At 66.5% G+C, this 22,308-nt stretch carries 21 protein-coding genes and 3 pseudogenes; 12 read left to right on the top strand and 12 right to left on the bottom strand.

The annotated features are described in order from the left end of the window. Positions 1–403 precede the first annotated feature (403 nt). The 3 genes from OG905_RS00400 to OG905_RS00390 all read left to right on the top strand — a co-directional run bounded on the left by OG905_RS00400 (position 404) and on the right by OG905_RS00390 (position 3,480). Positions 404–916, top strand: a complete 513-nt coding sequence (locus OG905_RS00400) for a papain-like cysteine protease family protein (protein WP_328665357.1) — start codon at positions 404–406, stop codon at positions 914–916. Between the two features lie 3 nt (positions 917–919). Further along, complete coding sequence (locus OG905_RS00395; protein ID WP_328665355.1) at positions 920–1,537, top strand: hypothetical protein; 618 nt, start codon at positions 920–922, stop codon at positions 1,535–1,537. A gap of 323 nt (positions 1,538–1,860) precedes the next feature. Then, the gene (locus tag OG905_RS00390; RefSeq protein WP_328665353.1) at positions 1,861–3,480 is read left to right on the top strand and encodes a hypothetical protein; all 1,620 of its coding nucleotides are present in this window, start codon (positions 1,861–1,863) and stop codon (positions 3,478–3,480) included. A 410-nt stretch (positions 3,481–3,890) separates the two neighbouring features. On the opposite strand, the gene OG905_RS00385 is transcribed toward OG905_RS00390, so the two are convergent. The 11 genes from OG905_RS00385 to OG905_RS00335 all read right to left on the bottom strand — a co-directional run bounded on the left by OG905_RS00385 (position 3,891) and on the right by OG905_RS00335 (position 14,546). Beyond that, positions 3,891–4,046, bottom strand: coding sequence for a hypothetical protein (locus OG905_RS00385; RefSeq protein ID WP_328665351.1), 156 nt, complete (start codon positions 4,044–4,046; stop codon positions 3,891–3,893). Between the two features lies 1 nt (position 4,047). After that, positions 4,048–5,019, bottom strand: coding sequence for a Twin-arginine translocation pathway signal (locus tag OG905_RS00380; RefSeq protein WP_328665349.1), 972 nt, complete (start codon positions 5,017–5,019; stop codon positions 4,048–4,050). Positions 5,020–5,288: 269 nt separating this feature from the next. After that, positions 5,289–6,299, bottom strand: a complete 1,011-nt coding sequence (locus tag OG905_RS00375) for a thiopeptide-type bacteriocin biosynthesis protein (protein WP_328665348.1) — start codon at positions 6,297–6,299, stop codon at positions 5,289–5,291. Then, entirely contained in the window at positions 6,281–7,513 is a 1,233-nt protein-coding gene (locus OG905_RS00370; RefSeq protein ID WP_443043869.1) for a lanthionine synthetase C family protein, read from the bottom strand. Before OG905_RS00370 ends, OG905_RS00375 begins: the two co-directional genes overlap by 19 nt. Continuing rightward, positions 7,510–10,584, bottom strand: coding sequence for a lantibiotic dehydratase (locus OG905_RS00365; RefSeq protein WP_328665344.1), 3,075 nt, complete (start codon positions 10,582–10,584; stop codon positions 7,510–7,512). Before OG905_RS00365 ends, OG905_RS00370 begins: the two co-directional genes overlap by 4 nt. Before the next feature lie 89 nt (positions 10,585–10,673). Then, a complete protein-coding gene (locus tag OG905_RS00360) occupies positions 10,674–10,862 on the bottom strand; it encodes an FxLD family lanthipeptide (protein WP_328665342.1) in 189 nt (62 codons plus the stop codon). 54 nt (positions 10,863–10,916) lie between these two features. Next, the gene (gene fxlM / locus OG905_RS00355; protein ID WP_328665340.1) at positions 10,917–12,140 is read right to left on the bottom strand and encodes a methyltransferase, FxLD system; all 1,224 of its coding nucleotides are present in this window, start codon (positions 12,138–12,140) and stop codon (positions 10,917–10,919) included. A 374-nt stretch (positions 12,141–12,514) separates the two neighbouring features. Further along, positions 12,515–13,069, bottom strand: a complete 555-nt coding sequence (locus OG905_RS00350; protein WP_328665339.1) for a hypothetical protein — start codon at positions 13,067–13,069, stop codon at positions 12,515–12,517. A gap of 424 nt (positions 13,070–13,493) precedes the next feature. Continuing rightward, positions 13,494–13,769: a hypothetical protein gene (locus OG905_RS00345; RefSeq protein WP_328665337.1), complete on the bottom strand. Its 276-nt coding sequence runs from the start codon at positions 13,767–13,769 to the stop codon at positions 13,494–13,496. Continuing rightward, a complete protein-coding gene (locus tag OG905_RS00340; protein ID WP_328665334.1) occupies positions 13,766–13,981 on the bottom strand; it encodes a hypothetical protein in 216 nt (71 codons plus the stop codon). The genes OG905_RS00345 and OG905_RS00340 overlap by 4 nt, the downstream gene beginning before the upstream one ends. Then, positions 13,974–14,546, bottom strand: a complete 573-nt coding sequence (locus tag OG905_RS00335) for a hypothetical protein (protein WP_328665333.1) — start codon at positions 14,544–14,546, stop codon at positions 13,974–13,976. The genes OG905_RS00340 and OG905_RS00335 overlap by 8 nt, the downstream gene beginning before the upstream one ends. A gap of 294 nt (positions 14,547–14,840) precedes the next feature. Between OG905_RS00335 and OG905_RS00330 the strand changes: the two genes are divergently transcribed. The 7 genes from OG905_RS00330 to OG905_RS00300 all read left to right on the top strand — a co-directional run bounded on the left by OG905_RS00330 (position 14,841) and on the right by OG905_RS00300 (position 19,492). After that, entirely contained in the window at positions 14,841–15,710 is an 870-nt protein-coding gene (locus OG905_RS00330) for a helix-turn-helix domain-containing protein (protein WP_328665331.1), read from the top strand. A 29-nt stretch (positions 15,711–15,739) separates the two neighbouring features. Next, positions 15,740–15,949 (top strand): DUF397 domain-containing protein, encoded by a 210-nt coding sequence (locus tag OG905_RS00325; RefSeq protein WP_328665329.1) that lies wholly within the window; start codon positions 15,740–15,742, stop codon positions 15,947–15,949. Positions 15,950–16,293: 344 nt separating this feature from the next. Beyond that, the gene (locus OG905_RS00320) at positions 16,294–16,548 is read left to right on the top strand and encodes a hypothetical protein (RefSeq protein WP_328665326.1); all 255 of its coding nucleotides are present in this window, start codon (positions 16,294–16,296) and stop codon (positions 16,546–16,548) included. A gap of 277 nt (positions 16,549–16,825) precedes the next feature. Further along, positions 16,826–17,371 (top strand): hypothetical protein, encoded by a 546-nt coding sequence (locus tag OG905_RS00315; RefSeq protein WP_328665323.1) that lies wholly within the window; start codon positions 16,826–16,828, stop codon positions 17,369–17,371. Then, on the top strand, positions 17,365–18,213 hold the full coding sequence (locus OG905_RS00310; RefSeq protein WP_328665321.1) for an ATP/GTP-binding protein: 849 nt from the start codon (positions 17,365–17,367) through the stop codon (positions 18,211–18,213). Before OG905_RS00315 ends, OG905_RS00310 begins: the two co-directional genes overlap by 7 nt. Positions 18,214–18,250: 37 nt before the next feature. After that, positions 18,251–18,940, top strand: coding sequence for an SAF domain-containing protein (locus OG905_RS00305; RefSeq protein WP_328665319.1), 690 nt, complete (start codon positions 18,251–18,253; stop codon positions 18,938–18,940). Positions 18,941–19,330: 390 nt separating this feature from the next. Beyond that, the gene (locus tag OG905_RS00300; RefSeq protein WP_328665317.1) at positions 19,331–19,492 is read left to right on the top strand and encodes a hypothetical protein; all 162 of its coding nucleotides are present in this window, start codon (positions 19,331–19,333) and stop codon (positions 19,490–19,492) included. Here the strand turns inward: OG905_RS00300 and OG905_RS00295 are convergent. Next, positions 19,493–20,095: pseudogene (locus OG905_RS00295) on the bottom strand (NAD(P)H-dependent glycerol-3-phosphate dehydrogenase); the annotation flags it as partial. 292 nt (positions 20,096–20,387) lie between these two features. Between OG905_RS00295 and OG905_RS00290 the strand changes: the two are divergent. Beyond that, a pseudogene (locus tag OG905_RS00290) lies at positions 20,388–21,242 on the top strand (IS110 family transposase); the annotation flags it as partial. Between the two features lie 49 nt (positions 21,243–21,291). After that, a pseudogene (locus tag OG905_RS00285) lies at positions 21,292–22,106 on the top strand (IS5 family transposase). Positions 22,107–22,308: the final 202 nt, after the last annotated feature.

The raw sequence follows: 22,308 nt of genomic DNA, 5'->3' as shown, positions 1-22,308 counted from the left end.
GGCCCAGTCGACCGTCCTGAAGACGAAGTCGCAGTTGCAGTTGCGTTTCCTGTCTTGGCCGAGGATCGTGGATTGTACGTAAGCGACAACGAGTTGACGCCCGTGCGAGGAATTGCCTCACCAGGCACGAAGATTCACTTCAAAGCGACCGCTAAGCGCGCCTGAAAGGATCGACGCAAACTCGCAAGTACGCGATGCCACTGGGAATCCGTCGGATAGGTCATCGGCGACCAGCTGGGGCAGTCTCGGCGATCACAAACAGATGCGCAAGACGGGGCGGAAGCCATGACGAATCCTTGAAACTTCCGCTGAGCACCTCGCTTCGAATTCGGTTTACACCCCTTTCTTGAAGCGTAGAGTCTTCCCCGCGCAAATAGCCTTCAGTAACAAGGAGATGGGTGGGATGTCGTCAGGCGGATTCCCGTTCGTGATGGAGCTTCAGCAAAAGCCCAACTGGTGCTGGGCGGCGACAGCGGTCAGTATCAAAAAATACTACGAGCCGAACTCCGGTTGGTTGCAGTGCTTGCTGGTAGACGATCAACTCCAAAGGGGTTGCTGCGAAAACCCGTCAGTATGTGACGAAGATGCGTTCCTGGGGACGGCTTTGGATGCAGTCGAGTGCTTGGAACGCATCGTGGACGCGCCTGTGGCTTTGCAGCCCACAGTGGCGACAGAGATCAACGCTCTCCGTCCAGTGGTTGCGGCTGTTATTTGGGAGGGTGGTGGAGGCCACGCCGTGGTCATCAGCGCATATACGGACGAAATCATCAGCGGGTTCCCCGGTATCGTCTTCCATGAACAGTGGGTCCAGGTTCAAGACTCGGAGTACGGTCCATCATTCATCGAATATGACACTCTCCGTACCTCGTACCACGGATCAGGAACCTGGGCGAGTACGTTCTTCACGAAGAGGTGACCTGTGGCTGTCGAATTCGCATCTCCGCCCGGCAACGCACACGAGATTGCGCTCACCGGATTTCAGAACCTTGCCCGATTCACTCAGCGCAGTCACCGTGAAGGTGAGTATGGCATGCAGGCCCTGCCTGAGACGGATGTAACGCTCTCAGCGCCCCGGCCGGTACACCATCTCGGACTCCTGCAGATCGTGGCGCACGAATCAATCAGGAACTCGGCAGCCACCGGCTGGCAGTACCTGGTCCTGACCGAGGACGGTGCCGTGGCGAGCAGCGAGTTGTCCATCGGCACCGACGAGCGGCCGCCCGTACTGGAGCAGGTAAACATGGGGCCGTTTGTGCAGTCGACGGCGTCGGCCCTGGAGGGGCTCGACGACATCCCGGATGTGCAGTCGGGCCGATACGAACTGCACACGCTCAAGATTCCAGCCCTAGGGGCCTTCCTGCTGTGGCTACGTCAGCTTGATGGAAATGCAGACCTCTTCATCGTACTCTCTCCCGCACCCAACTTCCTTCAAGCAGGGCGCATCTATCGCGAGGACGAGCTGCTGGATGCGCTGGAAGGCCCGGCAAGGAAGCGCCTGGAATTCGACGATTCACCACGCGGCAGAACAGAGAAATAGTCGCAACGTGAACGCGCCGGCCTGATACGAGGACTCGATCAGATCGGGGGTTGGCTAGCCGACCCCGGGAAAAAATCACCGATAGCGCCGCTGTCGCGAGTCCGCCTCAGCGGCAGCGGGACTTGGCTTCAGACGTCAATCTTCCCCATGTCGTCGGACTGCTATCTCAGCTTCGACAGGGAGTAGCGGGGACGAGTTCCCGGGATAATGAAGGGGTTTCGACAATGACTGAAACGGGCCGTTACCGACCGCTGAGCAGTACAAGTTTGCGCAGGGTATTCACTTCTCTCGGCCTGCCGCGAGAGCGCTTTGACCTCTCGGTCGTGGCCGATGATCCCCGCCCCTTTGGCGCCGTTTTGAATGCCGACGCGTCCCACCCCAACGGTCTGTGGCTCTTCAAAGGCTCGGAATACTATCTCTACGACTTGCTCGACGACGCGGTGGTCGAAGGGCCCATCCCGCTCACCCAACCATGGGGCGCCGGGGCGCTGCCGCAGCTTTTCCGCACCGGCATCCACTCGGCTGTGTGGAGTGGTCCAGCCTTCCCTAACCTGTGGACGTTCTTCAAGGACGAGATGTACTACTCGATGGATGCGGTGCGGGGATGGGCACAGGCCGAGGGACCGCGTGGCATCCTCGGCGCTTGGGCAACCGGGGTATGGGCAGCTCCTGACGGCACATGGCTGACGCCAGGCGTTCCGGTGGCACTGCACGGCATGGGGACCCGGTTCGACGGGATGATCCACTTCTTCAAGGACGGGAAATACGTGCGGCACAATCTGCGCACGGGTAGTCGGCCGGAAGCCGGGCCGATCCCGATCGGTGAGGAATGGGACCTGCCCGAGACGTTCCTCGACCGAATAGACTATGCCTTCTACGGTACCGGCGCCCACGAAGAGGACATCAACTTCATTTCCGGCGAGCACTACGTGCTCTATGATTTCCGACGGCGGCAGGTCATTGACCAAGGGCCGGTAGCAAAAAGGTTCCCGGTCTTCGCCCAATTCATCGACCGGCCACAACTGTTCCTTGCCGAGGACTACGACGTGGCAACGCTGGTGGGGCCGGTGAGCCTCGGCCGGCTCATCGACACACGGTCTATCGGCGCCGGATCCAAGATCCAGAAATTCCTTGTCACTGAGACCACTGACAGCAGTCTGCAGAATCTTAGGCAGAGCATGCTGGACAGCCAGGACACCCAGGTGACCGAGGACTTCTATGACAGGCTCGACACCAACCTGTCGTCTGACGACAGCAGCGACAGCTACCGTTACCAGCTCAATGCCCAATTCCATGGGGAAGCGGGTGCCACGAGCCTGTGGGGCGGCGAGGTAAACGCTGATCTGGATGTCCAGGGTCAGACCGAGACGGTGCGTTCCAGCCTTAGCCAGGCCGCCTTCAAGTCGATCGGATCGCAGCTCGAACAGACCCGGCGGGAAACCCACCAGAAGACATACGACTCGTTGGCGGAAATCAGCAGCACTGTCCACGTGCTGAAGAAGGAATTCTTCGAGGAGACCAACGCTAGTGACCGGGTGCGGGTGTACGAATTCTATGAGCAACTGCAGTCGTACATCACCTTGCTGGTGCTACGGGGTGTCGTCCTCGTGTACTCGGACGGCGTCACCCGCCCCAAGACAGCTCAACTGCCCGGCGCCCAGCGATTGCTGGAGGACGTGCTCGCCGACCCGCAAGAGGTAGCACGGGTGATCGATTACCTCCGGCAGGAGCTGAGCAATGTGACCGGGCACGACGGTCAGGTGCATTTGCTTCTCGAGAGCACTCCACCGGACGGGGGCTTGGCGCTGCGTAACAACATGACGTCCCGCTATACGGTGGTCCTGCCCGACGGGAGCCAACAGGACGTGTCGCAGGCTGGACTGATCAAGGCTGCTCACTCCTGGGTCGAGCCGACATTCACGATCACTCCGGTTCAAACGTGAACCGGTCCGCAACACCTGATCGGAAGGCGCATCCGGTTGTACTCCGGAGATTTTTTGACGACATGAAAGCCACGGATTTCAGGGTTTCTGTTGACTACCTCGAAGTCGATTCCAGGCGGCCAGTACCTCGATGGCCTCGCGTATGTCTGGTCAGGTGCCGCAGGGTGCGGCTGGACAGATCGATCGACCACGGGTAGACAAGCACGCGACGCTCTTGGCGAACGAGTGATCTTGGTCGAGAACCCGTCCACCAGGAGCTTCGTCGTTCCGTAGCCCGTCAGCACCCCGGTGCCGCAGTCAGGTTTTAACGGACTCACGCTCCAGGTCTGGTTGGCGAGGACGAACTTGATAGGCCCACCATGGCCGTTCGGCGCTCACCTCCAGTACGGCTTGGATCGGCGGACGGGCCGTCAAGTGGCGGGCACGGGCGGGCGGCCCCCGACCGCAGGCTGGGACGGGCACCGGACAAGCCCGCCGCGCTCGTCCCCGTCGCGCGTCCACTCCGGCAGCTTGGCCAGTCGCGCCTCGATCTCCCCATCGGTCAGCGGCTTCGGTACGCCTGCCACTTCATCCCCTCTCGGTCACCGGTGCCAGCACCTCGGCGAGGTCCCGGCCAACCGGGGCATCGTGCCATGGCCGCATAGCTTGCTCGAGGGTGGCCAACTCCCGCGCCATGCGCGCGGATCCCGTCTCCACCGCAATCTGTGCAGCGGTGCGTGCGATCTCCAGGGCGTGGTCTGGTTCGCGGGCAGCGGCTGCCGCGGTGGCATGACGGGCGAGGTACACCCCGCGGTCCCTGCGGGCCGTCTCCGGGACGGCCGTCAGCACTTGGGACCACAGCGAGTCTGCCTCGCGGCCGAGGCCGAGCCGTCCGTAGCAGGTGGCCCGCTGCACTTCGAGGTAACCGGGCGTCCTTCGGCAGGCGTTGCCCCATGGGAGGTCGTCGTCGACGCGGCCGAGGATCCGGTCCGCCTGGTCGACCAGGTGGTCCACGGCGGCGCGGTCCCCGGTGAGGCTGGCTCCGTGTGCCTGTTGCTGCATGGCCATGATGCGGACCTTCGGCAGGATCCGCGGGGCGTCGTCGAGGGCCGCCTCGCACAGGTCGATGACCGCGTGCCCGTCCCCCAAGTCGGTACGCACCTGCGCCTGATTGACCAGGCTGTACCCGATGAGATGCGGGTCCCGGGACCGCATCGCTATCTCCTGCGTCACCCCGCGCCAGAAGCTTGCCCCGTCCATGTCGCCCGCGTCCTGGTACAGCCAGCCCACCAGGGCGGCGTAGGCGGCACCGACCCGGAGCAGGCCGCGGCGGGTCTCGCCGCGCGCGGAACGGATCAGTTTGTCGATCAGCTGATACTGCGCGGACACCGTGCCGATCAGATCGTGCGGGCCAAGGAACATATCCGCCCGGTAGTGCCCTTCGAGCTGCTGCTGGAAGTAGTCGATCAGAGCGGGGTCGACATGCTGCGAGGCGACCGGCCCGGCGATCAGCGCGGCGGCGGTGACGGAGACAAACGATTCGTCGTGCGGTGATCGCACTTGTCGTCTCGCAGGCGCAGTCGGCGGAGGTCTTGCAGCGCGGGCACTGGGAAGGGGTACTGTACCCACTTCGCCCGGTAGCCGTCCTCACCATGCTGCCGCAGCACTGGACTGCGCGGCTCGGTGACGACGTGGCCAAGAGTGCTGCGGGGTTGCTTAGAGATCCAGGAGAGCGTTCTTCGTCGGGCCAATCGAAACTCGCGGACATGTCAGGGAACCGGTAGATCGCGATGTCACCGCGACACGCGTAAGCACATTGAACTTTTACGTCAACTCCACACGGGCGGATCGAGGATGGCGGTACGAGCCGCCCACGCCAGTGCGCTCTGTGCGCGCAGGGACAGTCCGAGGCGGTTCCAGTGGAAGATCACGTGAAGGGAGAGGATGCGGCGTAGCCCGCGGTCGAGTGACCCGAAGCGCACTCCTTCGCTGAGGGCGAGACCGGTGTAGCGGAAGGCGTCAGCCCATTCGGTGACTGGCTCTAGCGGGCCGCCGGAACTCAGGACGGGGCCGTCTGGATCGGTGTTGGCAACCAGCAGCGCACGTAGCTGCGTCGCCATCGTGTGGAGCCGCTCCTCGGGTATGTCGCCAAGTTTGGAGCGCTGCTCCTCGGCGATGACTCGCTGCCACACATCGCCCTGCTCGTACCACTCAAGGCCTGCGGCGCGCATCATGATCGTGCAGAGCAGGACGGACAGTTCACGGCGGCCGATGGCGAAGTCGTTGCGGCCGGACAGGCGGAGCACTTCGCGGCTGTCCGCGACGAACAGGTTGTGCGCGGCCGTCATGCTTGCGGGGCCGCCGAAGGCCGGGGTCTCCGGCTCGTAAATGCCTGGCCACCACCGTCGCAGATGGCCGTCTGCCACGAGGTGGTCGAGCGCGGCGCCGAGGCCGAGCTTGGCGCCGATCTCGGGGTTGACGCGAAGGCGTAGCCGCCAGCAGGGGTGTTTGCGAGTGAACCACCAGGCGGTGACGCTGCCGTTCTCCTCCGCGCTGCGCAGAAGTGGCGCAAGGTGCGTGACGGCGGTTTGCTCTGCGCTCGTCCAGTCGGTGAACTCGATGTAGACCTGCCACCAGTCGGTGCTGCCCGCCGGTTGGGCGAGGGCTTCGTGGCCGGCCTGCTGAAAGACGGCGACGGCGTCGGCCAGGTTCGCCGTTTCCATGCCAGCGCGGTCGGCGGCGTCGACGAGTGGCGCGCCGGCGAGGACGTCGAGTACGGCGCGGCCGGTGACGTCGGGCGCGTGAAGTCGGGTGGTCTGGATCAGTCGATCAGCAGACATGCGTCCCATCCGGTGGTCGGTGCCTGGTCGGTGGCGAGGGTGGTCAGGGAGAGTGCGCATCCGGCGTCGCCATCAATGAGCCCAGGGCCCTTGGGTGAGCCGGGCCGGGCGTGGGCGGATAGCGCGTCTCCCAGGGGCTGGAGCACATTGTGAAGGTGGGGGGTGAGGGCGTCGTGGGCGGACCGGTACGCGGTCTGGAAGATGCCCGCCCAGCCATGGCAGAGGCTGGTGTCGGTGACCTGGGCGAGCTGTATGGGGTCGGTCAGGCAGCGGTACAGGGCATCCTCGTAGGAGCGCTGAAGGGCTGAGTCATCCAGGGCGATACCTGCGAGTTGCCCGGCGCGGGCGATGCCGACCGTGCCGTAGCACCAGCTCGGTCGTCCCGGCCCGTGTGAGTGGGGGTGGCCGGTGTCGAGGTCCGCGACCGTCAGATGTTCAGGCCACCAAGGACCGGCGGCGCTGTCCTGTCGCCAGACGTCGAGATGCTCGCAGATGCTGCGGATGGCCTCGGGCTGTCCCTCCACGCTGATGCCGCGCCGCAGGGTCTGGGCAAGGAGCAGAAGGCACCCGGTGATGCCGTGCGCGGCCCCAATGTTGCCGTGCCCGCCGGGAAAATGAGCGGAGTGGCCTCGGCGTGGGTCATGGCCGACCCACCAGCCGGGAAGGCTGCGGCCATCGGTCTCCAGGGGGCGGGTCAGGGTGACCAGGTAGTTGAGGATCCGTTCGAGGGCGCTGCTGCTGGGGTCGCTCCGTAGTAGGTAGGCGCCGATCCCGGTGAGGCCGTAGAAGACGTCGTACTCCGCGAAGGTGGGCAGGTCGCCGCGGAACATGCGGGCAAGGGCGGTGTCGGTGCGGCGGTGGGCGAGCGCGGTGACGTGGGCGTGCAGGGTCGTCCACGCATCGCTGTAGCGGGCGTTAAAGGCGGTGGGGGTGGTGTTCAGGAGGAAGGCAATGGCGGGCGCACCGAGGAACAGGCCGGTCGTGTCGGCGGCGCTGACGTCACCGGAGGAAGCCTGGGTGATCCAGCGGTGGGCCACGCTCCATGGCCCCAGGCGTGCGTGGGCCCGTTCCACATGCAGCAGGGCGATGCCAGCTGCCCCCTGCGCAAGGGACTGCGCCATCCACGACTCATCAGGGGGAGGTTGAGTGGGTTGAGCCAGGTGCTCGGTGAACTGCCGCGTCAGGTGGGCCGCGTCAGCGGCCGGCGCAGTCACGTGCCCGCCTGGGCGGTGTGGCGCAGTGCCGCGGTGCGTGCGAGCCGCAGCGTGACGGCTTCGGCGACCGGGTCGACGCCGAGCGCTCGTATGTGGTGCTGGTGGAGCAACGACCGTACGACGGCCAGCGGGTCGCGCTGACGGGCCAGGTCCGCGCGGTAAAGGCGCACGGCGGCGACACGGGCCTTCCACGCGTCCACCACGTCAGCGCCACCAGGGAGCGCGGTGAAGAGCGGCGGCCCGCTGGGAGCAGCGAGCTCGAGGACCTGATCGCGCAGACCCCGATCCAGCCGCCCGTGTCCCTGGGGCACGTTCTGGATCAACCAGTCCATGCCCTGGTCGGCGGTGAGGGCGAGGTGGGTGGTGAGGTCGAGGATGCTCGCGGCCGCGAGGGCTTGCGGGGCGAAGTCGTCAGTGCGGGCGGTGAGGCGGATCTGGGCGAGAGCGGCGGCAGAGTCGGCGGCGAAGACACGGTGGGCGGCGTCCATCGCAGCCGCGTGCCCGTAGCGGCCTGTCTGTGGCTGGTAGCTGGCGAGCGTCAGGTGTGACGCCAGTCTGCTGCGACGCAGCCCTTCGGCCCAGGCGTGTACACGTTCGGCCGCGGCCCCGTACATCCTGGGTTCGAGGTGGAGGAAGAGCGCGATGTGCTGCCCGGCCTGGGGGCGGGCCATCTCGCGGTGTCGGGTGAACCACCACAGCGGCGGGTCGTCGAACGCGGCCAGGAGGCGGGGCAGATGACGGTCGAGGATCTCGCTGTATCGCTGAGGGTGGGCGTGCAGGTGTGCGCGCAGCACGGTCCCGGACCCGGGCAGGTGGACGTCGTCGGCGCCCACCGCGGTGAGCAGGCGCGGCGTGGGCAGCGTGCTGGTCTCCTCGGGTTGGGTGCGGACGAGGGGGAGCAGGATTTCGTGGGCGCGGCCGATCCAGCCGTGCTCGTCGGGATCGGGTGTTTCGCGTAGTTCGAGGCGGCGGGCGCCGTCGAGACGGGCGCGCAGCAGACGCCGGTGGACCGGGTGCGTCAGATCCAAGGGGAGACGCTGGTCGACATCCACCATGGCAATGCGTTCGGGGACACGCAGACGGGACCGCCACGCGGCGAACGCCTGCTCCCAGTCGGTTGTCGAAGCGGCACGGCCGGGAAGGTCCTCGGCCATCAGCAGCCAGCGGGCCGGGGTGAGGATGGTCTTGCGGTAGCGCACACGCGGCAGGTAGGGCAGGCGAGCTGCGGCGCCGAAGGCGAACGGCTTGTAGACGGCGCACCGGGCGGTGGCGATCTCTGCCAGGAACCGGGCCAGCGGCGGCGTTTGGACACCGGCTTCGAGTGCGTGCAGGACACGTACGTCGATGGGCCGCCCGATGGAGAGCTGCACGAGGTGGAAGCGGCGGGCGTCAGCAGTGACGGCGATGTCTGCGAGGGGGATCCCCCCCTCGTCAGCGGTGCGGTGCTCGGACAACGCGATGACGTGTGGGAGCAGTTGCCCGGTGCGGGCCACGTTCTCGTTGCGCCGGCGGCGCGGGAGAAATGAGAGCTGCGCGGTGATCGTGTCGGGTTCGGCCGTGCGGTAGGTGCGGGACAGTAACTCCTGCTGCTCGGGCGGCAGCAGGTGAGCGAACCGTCCGGCCATGCTGCTGCCGGGCCGGGGCAGACCGGTGAGGGCGAGACTGAAGGTGCCGCGAGCCAGCGCGTCGGACGAGGGTGCACGTATCTCGAAGGCGACCTCCGCCCGGGGGACGAACATGGGGTCCTCGCTGCCTGTGGCCTTGGCAAGGTCGGCGATCACTGCATCGGTCAGGACCAGTTCGTCGCGGCCCTCGATGAGGGCCTGCTGTAGCAGTTCGAGGACCGCATCGTCCCGGTCGGTCACAAGCTGCGGCGTCCGGCCCCGCTCCGATCCGACGTACTCGGCAGGCAGCCCCAGGCCGCTGTCGGCCACCAGGTCCAGCACCGGTACGGCGGCACCGACGCCGTACCGGGCGCGGAAACGACGGTGATAGTCGCGCCACTGCTGATAGCCGTAGGGCTGTGGCGTGACCCGGTACAGCGCAGTCACGGCGTTCTGTACTTCCTCGACGACCTGTTCGGGGATCTGTACGTCGCAGTCCAAGGCGGTGTCGATCAGCAGAGGGGCCGGTGCGATGGAGGAGAGCGCGAGCATGCGCGCGGTGACATCGCTCAGCGCGGACGTCGACAGCGTGGGTTCGTGCCCGGTGAGGTCACCGTGTATCGCGTAGAGGTCGCGCACCAGGTCGCCGATGTCCGACAAGGCGTGAGCGTCGGCCTTCTCCAGCTCGGCGCACACGTGTCCGAGGGCGTCCAGGGTGGTCATCGGCGCCCGCAAGCTGGTGATGAGCAGATTCTGCGCGATGAGGTCGCCCAGCAGCGCGTCGACCTTGCCGCCTGCAGCCGTCGGGAACAGGTCGTGGAGGTGGTCGCGCAGTTCGCTGTACCGGATGGGGCTTTCGGCCGCGCGCATTGCGGCGTTCACGGGCCGTGCGTGACGTACGGACACCTCGACCGGAGCCATGAGCAGGGCGTGGCCATCCGCGGGCGGGCCCGGCGCAACAAGCCGGTCACCGCGGACCTGAGCGGCGTCGTTGGCGACCACCGGCAGGCGCTCCAGCAGCGCAGGGCTGTGCTGCAGGCGCTGGACGATGTCGGTGATCCACTCGGCGTCGGCCCGCACCGCAACCCGGTGCTTGCTGTCCCACCTGATGCGCGGCACAGGCCCGACCGATACGGGAGCCGTGCCGGCGAAGAGGCCGAACGGGGTGGGGCGATGCTGCCAACGCAGCAGATAGGAAGCGACCGACAGCGCGGTCCGGCGAACCTGCCGCGGCTGCGATTGCGCACCGCATACAACATCGTCGATGGTCCGGCACAGAACCGGGCTGGCCGCGCGTAAAGCGTCGCGGGTCTCCTTGCGCTGCCACACCCTCGCCAGCCAACCCCGGGTGACGGCAGCGTCGTCGAGATCGAGGGTCCGAGGCAGATCAGCGGCGCCGGGGCTGGTGGTGGCGCGCAGCATCGCGGCACCCTGCGACTGGTAGCTGACGACTGCTCTGGAGGCCATGGACAGCTCTTCCTTTCGGTGCGGCGCGCGAAGGGTGTGGTGCTGGTGTGCCGGGCGCGGAACGCGCGGCACACCAGCGAGAGGCACGGTCAGGCAGGGTCCTCGATGAACGAGCTGCAGGCGGAGGCTCCGGTCGCGCACGTGGCGCCGCAGCCATCAGCTGTGCCGCACATGAGCTTCCCGTGGGGGTGTGCGGCGACGACGACCTTGATGTCGAGCGGGGCGAAGTCGTCCTCGTCGACCGCCGGCCGTTCGGCCAGCGCCAGGGCTTGTGTCATGTCGATCTCTCTCCTTGCTCGGTGGAGTGGTGCATGACGCCTGACTCCCAGCGGCTATGCCGGGGGCCAGGACAGCGAGATCCGGCTGTGGACCTTGTCGATGACCCGGTCTCCGGGGACCTGGTCGGTGGGGGCGCCAGCCGGATAGACCCGGATGACCGGGTGATGGCCGCCGCGCCGCTCGCGGGCCCAGTCGTGTACGTGCTCGGCGACCGTGTCGGCGAAGGCCTGAGCGTCCGGCCCCAGGGCGTGGACCGCGAACTCGACGTGCTTGCCGTCATCGGTGCGGCGGGTAGTGAGGTAGGCGAAGTTCGGGCCGTCGACTGCGGCGAGCGAGAAGCCCTTGATGGCGGGCGCGACGATGCCGCTGTCCAGGTCCGGGTCGACCGCCATGATGCAGAACCCAGGCAGCATGATCGCCAGGTGCATCTGGAGGGTGTCCAGGAGTTCGCTGACTCCGACCGTGACGCCGGTCCACACCTCGATCCGCGCAGTACGGACCGCGTTGTCCAGCAGGCTCGGATCAGCAGGTAGCCCGTCATCGAACCGGAGACCGATCTCCGGGGTGCCGGTGACGAGCAGCAGCTCCTCCTGGTGCGCGGCCGAACCTTGCATGGGCACGAAACCGCAGACCTTCGCGGACTCGCTCTCCAGGTGGTCCCCGACCCGGGTGAAGGCCACGGACCGGGTCAGGCCGCGCACCCTCAGCGGCACCACCAGTCGGCCACCGGGTGCGAGTTGCTCGATCCAGGCTGGCGGGATGTCCCATGCCCCGGCGGTGACCATGATGACGTCGACCTGGCCGAGGTAGGGAATGGGCTCGGCCGAGTCCGCGCACGCCACGCGGACATGCTGGTACCCGAGCTCGTCCAGCATGCGGCGGGCGCGGGCGGTGACCTCCGGGTCGATGTCGACGGTGGTGACCTCGCCCTCAGAACTCACCAGTTCAGCCAGGTACGAGGCGTTCAGGCCACCGGAGCCGATTTCCAGTACCCGCATCCCCGGGCGGAGCTTGGCCTGCTCCAGCATCATCGCCTGGATCTGCGGCGCGGACACCGAGCTCAGCTGCACCCCGTGCTTGTCCGTCTTCGTGATGACAGCCGCGTACGTGATGTACGCATCCTCCAGAGTCGCCTCCGGGGCGTACTGATGGCGCGGGACCTTGCGCATTACGGTTTCGATCTCGGGCGAGACGATAGTGGCGTCCGCGCGCAGCCCATCCACCATCTTGTCGCGCAGCTTGGTGGCGTGGTCGGGATCGAGGGTCACATCGGGCATTGGGGAGGTTCCTTTGTGTGGTGCTTGCTCTTGATGGGCCGGGCACTGGAACGGCGCTGAAACGGCTGGGCCGGGTTCGCGGGCATTTGCCGTGGGGAGGGGACCGGCCGCCGGGGGCGGCTAGGCGGACAGACCGCTGCCCGTGACCCATGGCTGCGACCAATGGCCTTATGTGTGTATCGCGTTGGTGCCGGGCGGCGGCGTCCACGTTCAGGAGGCTATTCACCGGGGTGCCCTTCGTGAGAGGTGCGCGCCGAGGGTGGCTGAGAGCTTGCCTTTTGTCTCCCGACGCGGGGGGCGTGCAGCTGCCACCCCGCGCCGGGCTTGCGCCGCCCGACGGTCCGGGCCGAAGCAGCCAAAGGGCGTGGCGGGGTCTAAGGGGCGGATATGAGGTCGTCCAGTTTGATGACCGTTACACCGTTGAGCGCCATGGCCGACTGAGCGCAGTGAAGCCACGGCAGTAGCGGATCATCGAACGCAAGCGTTTCGCGGTCTCGTACGAAGGCGGGAAAGGGGGAGCCCGGAGCCGAAAGGTCTCGCGTGTAGAGGGTGCCGTAATAGCCGTATTCCTCGGGATCGCTGACCCGAAGGGCGGTGAACCCCATCTTGTGCAGTTCGGGGCACTCCTCAACAGCCTTGCCCGCACATCCGAGACACACCGGTGGGTGAACGGAAACCTCACGTTCAGGCCACCCCGGCTCGCAGTTCGCCGCGACGTCGTCGAGCAGCCACAGCACCCCGAGCTCGTTGCGGTGCGCCGACTTCCCGCAGACGTGGCAGAGAAGCCGGCGCATCGCTCTCCGCTGCTTGGCGTAGTTCACCACGGCGTACAGCGGCTTTCCGCGGTTCCCCTTCGGAGCCGGCCGTCGGCCGCGGACAAGCAGCGCATCATGCCGACCGCGGTCTGCAGCGTGCTCATCGGTGTACATGAGCCCGGCCTGGGGTCGTGGCCGACAGATCAATTGCCCCTCGATTGGGGTCTCGCTGGTCCAGGCGGCCATCCACGGAGGAGCCGTCGGTTTTCTCAGCATTCGAGTCGCCGTGGTGCAGTTGGTGGAGGCATGCACGGAGGGGACCGACCTTTCATCGTGGAACGGGAGGCGATTGGGGGTTGGGCCGGCCACCACTCGCACCAGAAGTTAGGGCGGCCGGGGCGCCCGCTCCTCGCGCCGTCAGAAAGTCGGACGGCGTTGAACCGGAGGAGTGGGGCCGCTTCCTCCGCCGCGGGGTCATCCCGGGACCGGACCGCGCATGTGTCGGCGTGCACGGTGGTCTCGGCGGGATGCGGAGGAAGTCCAGCTGGATGGTCATCTCCACGCAACGAAGGGTCCAGCTGCGGGGAGATGACCGGTCTCACGGGTAGTGGGAGAGGTACTGCAAGGTGAGCCAGCCGAGGACGACAACGACGAAGGTCCCGATCCCGGCATACTGGCCGAGGCCGAATCCGGTGCGGTCAATCGCCTTGCCCTGGTTCCGGCGTAGCGTCCTGATCGGGTGCCGAAGGGCGAAACGGAACCGCGGAAGACGCTTCTTCTTCCGTACGGCGACCACGGGTGCCGCTTCCGCTTCGGACGGAAGTGCACGAGCGCGCCGATCGCGACGACGAGGGCCTAAGCCGATGGCGGTCACGTCTTGGGCTCCTCGCGGGTGAGCACGCGGTGCAGATGCCGCCACGTCTGGGGGGCTTCGGGGACCTGAAACAGGTCGGGCGGGCGTTGCTCCAATTCGTGCTTCGCATCCAGCTTCTTGGCCGCCTCCTGGGGCGTGCGCCGCGGGAGCTCCTCGCGTTCAGCGGGCGAATCGACAGACCGGATCCCGGTCAGGGGTTGCGCCTCAAACATCTCGGTCCTCCAGGCTGTGCAAGGTCGGGGAGACGGACGGTCTCCACTCGGGCGGCACGTGGGCAATGAAGGCCGGACGCGATTCGAGTCGGTTCAGTACTTCCTCGTACTCGCCGTTGTCGCTGCTGACGGCGGACTGGTCGAGCGTGAGGATCCCGTGCACGAAGCCGCCGGCCACCAGTCGCTCGGCCCGCTGCCACTCCGTACGTTCCAGCGGGTGGGTCATGCCGCAGCCGTCCCACAGAGACTCCGAATGGACACGCCAGCCCTTGTGGGCGGCGTAAGCCCGCACTCGCCCCAGGGTGTTCGTCGGCACGTGGTTGACGGTTGTCAGGGCGTAGGCGACGACCTTGAAGCCGTTCCCGGGTTCGCTGAGGGCTGCCAGGAGATCGCGCCGCCGCTCGCTCATGCGGGCTGCCTGGTTCCCCGGGATCCGGGGCGCCTCTTCCTGCGGCCACCAATCCGGGCAGAGGGGATACTCGCCCAGCGCATCAGCTATCCGGGCAGCCAGCTCCTCCGCCCAGTCGACGGCGAGGGCGTTCCCTCGGTAGTCAGGGAGAGGCATGGCCTAGTCCTCCGCAAGTCGGTGGTGGGGGGCGCGAGTGCAGCGCGCAAGGGCTCTGGAGAGGCCCAGGGTCTTGCAACGCTGTCGCTCTGGGTTCCTTCTCAACTACCGTGCTGCATGTGAGAGTTACTGTGCAAGCGCACTGGCGAACGTTAGAGAATTGGCAATTGCCCAATCACCAACAGGGTCTTGTTCAAGGGGGGTCAGGGGATGGCAAACTCAGGTACACGACCCACGCCGGGACCGGACAGAGTGCACGTCGGGCACCAACAGGGATGGGGAGAGGGCGGCAAGGTGGCAGCGAAGCGTGGAGCGACGTTCCGGCGCAGAGAGCTGGGTAAGGAGCTGCGGAAGCTCCGGGAGAAGAAGGGGCTGACGCTTCAGGAGGTCGCCAGGGAGCTGAAGTTCTCGCATACCAAGCTTGCGCGGGTGGAGATAGGCGAGAACGACCTGCCTCGGGTGGGTGATCTCGAAGCGCTCATCGACTTCCTGGACCCGGGCCTCCCCAAGGGGGATCTTGAGACTCTGCTCCAGCTTCACCGGGAGTCGCTGAGCAAGGAGCCGTGGACGCCCTACAAGGCGTTCATGCCGTCGAAGATGCCGACGTACCGGGGGCTGGAGCAGGACGCCACGGTGATGCGGGCCTTCCAGCCGAACTTCGTGTTCGGACTGTTCCAGACGGAGGCGTATGCGCGAGCCTTGTACCAGACGGCCAAGCCGGTGGAAGAGACGACGTCCGAGTACATCGACCAGAACGTTCGGCTCCGCCTGGAGCGGAAGGAGCTGATCACACGGTCGGATGATCCGCTGGAGCTGCGCGTCATCATGGACGAGACGGCGGTGAGGCGCATGGTGGGCGGCCCCGAGGTCATGCGCGAGCAGTACGACGAGATTGTGAAACTGGGCAGCTTGGACCATGTGACCATCCAGATCCTCCCGCACGATGTCGTGACCTACCGCTCGGAGAGCAACTTCATTCTGCTGGACTTCTCCGAAGCGCTTGATCCTGTCGTGCAGGTCGACATGCCGAGCACCATCAGCGTCACCGACGAGCGGCAAGAGGTGCAGAGAAATATCCGCCGCTTCGACGCCATGCGTGACAGCGCCCTGCCTCCGACTCGTACAGCCGGGTTTCTGCAACAACTAGCACGAGAGTGGAAGTAGCCATCAATACACACATCACGGCCCGTGACATGGCCGAAGAATCCGCTTGGTTCAAGTCCTCCTACAGCAACGACACAGGAGGCGCGTGCGTCGAGATCGCGAACCTGACCAGCCAGGTCGGCATCCGCGACTCCAAGAACAAGAAGGGCCCCGCCCTCGTCGTTCCGACTGGCGCCTGGTCGTCCTTTATCGGACTTGTCCGTGCTGGGGACGTCGATTTCGGCGTCGTCGAGCCGTAGGGGGCCCGCAACAACACCCCCCTCGCTTGATCGGCGGCTGACCTGGAATACATGATGCGGAGTGGTCCTCCCCGGGGGATTTGGGGGGAGCACTCCGCATCTTGGTTCACCCTGATGTATGGGTCCGACAGTCGTCAGGTTGTCTCGCGAGCGTACGCATGATCGGACCTGTTGTCGCTACTGCTCCGGCTGACCACGGACGGCATCCTGACTCCGACCGGCAGGACCGTCTGGGATGAGTCGGTCGTCCGTCGTGCGTACGCTGCAACGACGACAGGCCGGGGCTCTGTCACTCAAGGGAAATGCGGTTGCCGCGCGAGAGCCCTTAACCGTCTCATTTGGATATGACCGAAAACGAGTGGAATGCAGAACGGCGGCACCGCCTGGGCGCCTGGTGGAATCTTCTCGACGAGCCCACCAAGGAGCGCATGAAGAACCTCGGCGAATACGAGGCCCTTCCCGAGGATGTAGCGCCCGGTCTCCGGGCCGCACGGGTCACCTACGTGGAGGTGTGGCGGGGAGACCCCTCACAGAACGACATCGTGTACGTGCAGCCTTCGGAGCTCAGGGCGTTCCTGGCCGAAAAGCGTGCCGAGTAGCCCCGCCGTAACGGTCCGTTGTGGTGGTTCACGGCCCGAACGCCGGGCTCAACTGCCATAACGGGCTGTGTCGTTCGAGAATCCTTGCGTAACGTATGAGACCAGGCCAGACACCTGCGGCGGTTGAGGAGCAAGTCAGTCATCGCGATGTGGCGTCCACCGCAGGTCTACACGGGCTGACGCAAACACACGGGGAGGCACTGTGGCACCGCTGGCAGGACGAGACCGACGACTGCTTCGCGACCGGAATCGAGTGCGGTCGGCATCTCTGCTTTTCGTGGCCGTAGCGCTCGTGGCTGCTTCCGCGTGCAGTTCGGACGACGATGATTCAGCGGGCAAGGATCCAAAGGAATCTCCGTCGACCAGCGCACCATCGAACGAGCCGACGAAAACCGCGGACCCAACAGAGCGGGCAAAGGCCGACGTGATCAGCTTCTACAGCCAGTACTGGCAGCAGATGGAGCGCGCTTACGCCAAGGGCAGCGCGGACGGTACAGATCTCAAGAAGTACGCCGCAGGGCCGGCGCTCGTCGGGGCCAAACAGGAAATCAAGGGCATGTACCGGGCCGGCCAGATCGCCACGGGAAAGGTCACCCTGGGCAACCCGACCGTGACCAAGCTCGATCTCACCCGCAAGGTGCCGAACGCCACGCTTTCCACCTGCCTCGACATCTCGAAGTGGGATGTGGTCGACCGCAAGACCAAGAAGAAGGCCGCCCTGCCCAAGGACCGCCTCACCAAGTACGTCTCTGTCGCGACGGTCGAGCGCTGGCCGGACGGATGGAAGGTCATCAAGGACGAGCCGCAGGAGACAGCATGCTGACGGGCCGCCCGCTGCTCGTGGCATCCACCCTGGTCCTGACCACGCTCGCGCTGACTGGTACGGCCCACGCCGCGGATGACCCCGGCACGGGAGCGGACTTCTGCGGGGTGCACTTCTGTGTCGGCGCGGGAGTGGACGGAAAGCCCGAGGGCAGCAAGCCGGGCGGCGCCGATCAAGCCGGCAACGGCAGCAGCGGGGAGCAACCCGTCTGCCAGTACGAGAAGATGGACCCTCAGCCACCAGCGGACAGCGAACTCTGGCAAGGAAACGACCCATCCGGAGGGGGAGCGGTCTATGTCCGCTCCTGCGGTGGCCCGGACAGCCCCTCGACATTCGTATTCGCGGGTCCGGGTGCCCCACCCGCCGTCGACCCTGCTGTCCTTGCCCAGCAGGCCGTGGACCGCATGCTGCTGCGGGGCCCGGAGATCGGCATCACTCCCAAGCCCGGCGGGAAGGGCGTGGTGGGCATGCCGGTCTACATGTGGACCGCGAAGGGTGCGGAGACGTACGGCCCGAACACCGCATCGGCGTCGGTCGGCGGCGTGACAGTCTCTGCCACCGCGAGGGTCTCGAAAATCGTCTGGACGATGGGCGACGGGAAGACCGTTACCTGCACCACCGCCGGCACTCCCTACGAGGCGGAGTACGGCAAGAAGCCGTCCCCGGACTGCGGCCACCGCTACACCCAGCCGTCCTCCACCCAGGCACAGGGGAAGTGGCACGTCACAGCTACTTCGACCTGGACCGTCAACTGGCAAGGCGGCGGGCAGACCGGCCAGCTCAGCGAGACCCGCACCAGCGACGTGGATATCACCGTCGCCGAGGTCCAGGTCCTCAACTAGCGCACCCTGCACAAGAACTCGAGAGGCACATCACCGCATGGAATCCTCCGCCGCGCCGTCGGTTCCGCGCCCGGCCGCCCCGGCCCGCCCCGAGATCCCCATCACCACGACGGCACCGGTCAAGCGGGAACGCCGCTGGTCGGTGGTGGCGCTGTGCATCGTCCTCGCCGTGCTCGCCGGCCTCGGCGCGGCCGCAGCCGTCACTTCCGCCAGCGACCGCACCAAAGTCCTGGCCATCGCCCGCGACGTTCCGGCCGGCCAGGCGTTGACCGACGCCGACCTGACCGTGGCCGAGGTGAGCGCCGATGCCGCGCTCACCCCCGTACCCGCCTCGCAGAAGGCCTCCATGGTGGGCAAGCGGCCTGCCGTCGACCTGCGTAAGGGCGGACTGCTGACCACCTCCCAGCTCGCCGAGGGCACCGGCCTGGGCGACGACAAGCAGCAGGTCGGCGTCCAGGTCAAGCGCGGTCAGGCTCCGGCCGGCACGCTCGCCCCCGGCGACAAGGTCCTCGCCGTCACCACGCCCGCCCAGGGGGAGCAGCAGAGCGCCAAGGGGGCCGAGGCGCCGCCGTCGACCATCAACGCCGTGGTCGTCACCGTCTCCCGTCCGGACGCCTCCGGCAACGTCGTCGTCAACCTCGCCGTCGCCCGGACAGATGGCCCGCTGCTGGCCACCCGCGCCGCCCAGGGCCACATTGCGCTGGTCCGTGAACCGCGGAGCAGCTGACATGCCGGTTACCGCGCTCGTCTCCGCCAAATCCTGCGGCGTCACCACCGCTGCCCTTGCCCTCGCCCTCGCCTCGAAGCGCCCCTCACTGCTCGCTGAGTGCGACCCGGCCGGCGGCACCATCAGGGCCGGCGCGCCGCACCATCGACCGGGTCGCCGACAGCCCCGAAGAGCTCATCACCTGGGTCAACCGGATGGCCCGGCTGTCCGGACACGGCGAGCGCGCGCTGACCCAGGCGACCCCGATGGTCGGCTTCCGCATGCCCGACGGCTCGGGCGGGCGCCCCGCTCGGGCCGTGGACTGCGACCGTCGCGGACACCGGCGACGGGATACGGTTCGCGGGCACCGACATGGAAGTCCGCCGGGGCTGGGGGAGCCTGGGAGGGTACGTGGAGACGGCGGCAGGGTTCGTGCTGCTGAACCCCGCCCCGCACAGAATGGTGGTGCTCTACCTGCCGAAGCGGGCACTGTCCGCGCTCGGAATCGACCGGCTGCGGGAGATACTCGATCGGCGCCTTCACCGGTACGGCCGCAACGCGCCCCAGCACTGATCAGGGGCCGTAGCGTTCGGGTTTGGGGGACCGTGTCATCAGCAGGGTTGCCGCTTCGGTGACGGTGACGGTGCCGTTGATGACGGCGACGACGATGTCGGTGATGGGCACTTCCACCCGGTGCCTGCGGGCGAGGTTCAGGATCGAGGCGGCAGACTTGACGCCTTCGGCGGTCTGGCTGGTGGCGGCGGTTGCTTCGGCCACGGTCATGCCCTGGCCGAGGTGTTCGCCGAAGGTGCGGTTGCGGGACAGTGGCGAGTTGCAGGTAGCGATGAGGTCACCGACGCCGGCCAGTCCGGAGAAGGTGAGTGGATCGGCACCGAGAACTGCGCCCAGGCGGGCGGTCTCCGCCAGCCCGCGGGTGATCAGCAGGGCGCGGGCGTTGTCCCCCAGGCCCATTCCGGTGGCGAGTCCGACCGCGAGCGCGATGACGTTCTTGACCGCGCCGCCGAGTTCGCAGCCGACCACGTCGGTGTTGGTGTAGGGGCGGAAGTACGGGGTCAGGCACGCTGCTTGCAGCGTCTTTGAGGTGGTCTCGTCGTGGCAGGCGACTGATGCGGCGGGCTGGCGTTCGGCGATTTCCCGGGCGAGGTTCGGCCCGGAGGGTGGCACGGATAACCTGGAATCGAGGTGCATTCAGGAGCTCGTCATCGCACCATGCGACCCGCCGAGGGCCGACAGCGCCGCTGCCACGTCACCCTCGATGTTGACCTTCCATTGCATCGCTCCCGCACAACATGGGGAATTCGAAGGCGAGCCGACTCGTCGCATCCTCGTCGGACAGCCGGCGCACCGCTCGACACCACCGATCCTCGGCCGGGCTTGTTGCACGTAGAGCTTGACGCGCTGATAGTTGCCGGTGAACCCGTATTCCGCGGCCAGCCGCTCGTGGAGTATGCGCCGCGACTTGAACCCAGTGCGTCCCGGTGACGAGGCAACGGTGGAGCTGAAGCTGTTCACGGCCCGCCGCACTGATCTGGTGTGCGACCGCACCCGAGCCGTCAACCGGCTGCGCGGAGCGCTGACCGGAATCTTCCCTGCACTTGAGCGAGCCCTGGAACTGACCAACGCCGGTCCTTTGATGCTGCTGACCGGCTACCAGACCCCCGGCGCGATCCGCCGCATGGGTGCCGGCCGTCTGGAGACCTTGCTGCGCAACCGAAAGGTCCGCGGCGCCGCCACGCTGGCGCGGGCCGCCGTCGAGGCGGCCGAAAGGCAGCACACCGCAGTCGTCGGCGAGAAGGCCATTGCCCAGCTGGTGCAGACCATGGCGAGGGAGGTGATGTCCCTCAACGAGAAGATCGCCGAGGTCGACAAGCTCATCGAGAGCCGGTTTCGTCAGCACGAACTCGCGCCGGTGATCACCAGCCTGCCAGGGATCGGGCCCCTTCTCGGAGCTGAGTTTCTTGCAGCGACTCAAGGCGACCTGGCTTTCTTCGCCACGTCCGACCGCTTGGCAGGCTTCGCCGGCCTTGCTCCCGCGCCTCGGGATTCCGGACGCGTCAGCGGCAACCTCCAACGGCCGAAGCGATATCACCGCGGACTGCAACGGGTCTTCTACACATCTGCTCTCATCAGCATCCGCAGTTGCGCGGAGTCCCGCCGGTTCTACGACCGCAAGAGAGCGGAAGGAAAGCGGCACACCCAAGCCGTGCTGGCCCTCGCCCGCCGACGAGTCAACGTCTTGTGGGCGCTTCTGCGTGACAGGCGGTGCTACGAAGCCACACCACCCGTCACCACAGGGGCTTGACAACAACATTGGGAAGTGTCCTACATGGCGAGTTGGCAGTTTTCTGGGCATGGGGAGTGGGCGTTGGGGATGGATCGTTCCGGAGGGCCTGTGGGAGATCGTCAGGCCGCTGTTGCCACCGGCTCGCGTGCGGCCGCAAGGCGGTGGGGTGGCGAACATCGATGACGAGGCGGTCTTCGCCGCGATCATCTACGTACTGGTCAGCGGCTGTGCCTGGCGGGCCTTGCCTCCTTGCTTTGGAGCGTCGAAGTCGACCGTGCATCGTCGGTTTGCCATCTGGTCCCGCGCGGGGGTCTGGGGCCGGCTGCACCAGAAGGTTCTCCAACTCCTGGACGAACAGGACTTGATCGACCTCTCCCGCGCGGTCCTTGACTCGGCCCATGTCCGCGCTAAAAAGGGGGCGAACTTGCAGGTCCGAGCCCCGTGGACCGGGGCAAGCCGGGTTCCAGGATGCATGTCCTGTCCGACGCGGACGGACTGCCCTTACGCGTCGGACTCTCCGCGGCCAACACCCACGACAGCCAGGCACTGAAGCCGATGCTGTCCCACTTCCACATGGGACACGAATCCCACGCAGCCGATTCCAAGCCCCAACGCCTGCACGCCGACAAGGCGTACGACGTCCCTCACCTGTGAAAATGGCTCTGGGGTAAACACATCGGAGTCCGGATCGCCCGCAAGGGCATCGAGTCCAGTGAACGTCTCGGCCGCCGCAGGTGGGTCATCGAACGCACCATGTCCTGGCTGACCGGCTACCGCCGACTCAACCACCGCTACGAACGCCATCCACGGAACTACCTGGCCTTTCTCGGCCTGGCAGCCGCCCTCTGCTGCTACAAACGCTTCCGCAACCTCACCATGTAGGACACGGTCTAAGCGACAGGAATACCGAAAGGAGGCTGACGCGGTCATTCGTTCGACTGAGTCTGACTTCATCGACTTGACATCTCGGTGATGGAGTTGCGCCCTACCCTGCCTCTGCCACCTCCCTGATGGCGCCCTCGCCCGAGGTGTTCTCCCACCCGGGGCGCTGTGGCTCAGCGGGAGCAGATCAGGCTGACGAGGG

This window comes from Streptomyces sp. NBC_00322 (genome assembly GCF_036147535.1).
Taxonomy (GTDB): Bacteria; Actinomycetota; Actinomycetes; order Streptomycetales; family Streptomycetaceae; genus Streptomyces.
The sequence above is the reverse complement of the archived record's forward strand: the minus strand, read 5'-3'. Positions and strand labels throughout refer to the sequence as shown.

Bases quoted from the DNA above. Each gene is read 5' to 3' on its own strand.
- OG905_RS00400 (WP_328665357.1), top strand. From the start codon at position 404: ATGTCGTCAGGCGGATTCCCGTTCGTGATGGAGCTTCAGCAAAAGCCC.
- OG905_RS00375 (WP_328665348.1), bottom strand. From the start codon at position 6,299: ATGTCTGCTGATCGACTGATCCAGACCACCCGACTTCACGCGCCCGAC.
- OG905_RS00365 (WP_328665344.1), bottom strand. From the start codon at position 10,584: ATGGCCTCCAGAGCAGTCGTCAGCTACCAGTCGCAGGGTGCCGCGATG.
- OG905_RS00360 (WP_328665342.1), bottom strand. From the start codon at position 10,862: ATGACACAAGCCCTGGCGCTGGCCGAACGGCCGGCGGTCGACGAGGAC.
- fxlM (WP_328665340.1), bottom strand. From the start codon at position 12,140: ATGCCCGATGTGACCCTCGATCCCGACCACGCCACCAAGCTGCGCGAC.
- OG905_RS00350 (WP_328665339.1), bottom strand. From the start codon at position 13,069: ATGTACACCGATGAGCACGCTGCAGACCGCGGTCGGCATGATGCGCTG.
- OG905_RS00340 (WP_328665334.1), bottom strand. From the start codon at position 13,981: ATGTTTGAGGCGCAACCCCTGACCGGGATCCGGTCTGTCGATTCGCCC.
- OG905_RS00335 (WP_328665333.1), bottom strand. From the start codon at position 14,546: ATGCCTCTCCCTGACTACCGAGGGAACGCCCTCGCCGTCGACTGGGCG.
- OG905_RS00325 (WP_328665329.1), top strand. From the start codon at position 15,740: ATGGCCGAAGAATCCGCTTGGTTCAAGTCCTCCTACAGCAACGACACA.
- OG905_RS00320 (WP_328665326.1), top strand. From the start codon at position 16,294: ATGACCGAAAACGAGTGGAATGCAGAACGGCGGCACCGCCTGGGCGCC.
- OG905_RS00310 (WP_328665321.1), top strand. From the start codon at position 17,365: ATGCTGACGGGCCGCCCGCTGCTCGTGGCATCCACCCTGGTCCTGACC.
- OG905_RS00305 (WP_328665319.1), top strand. From the start codon at position 18,251: ATGGAATCCTCCGCCGCGCCGTCGGTTCCGCGCCCGGCCGCCCCGGCC.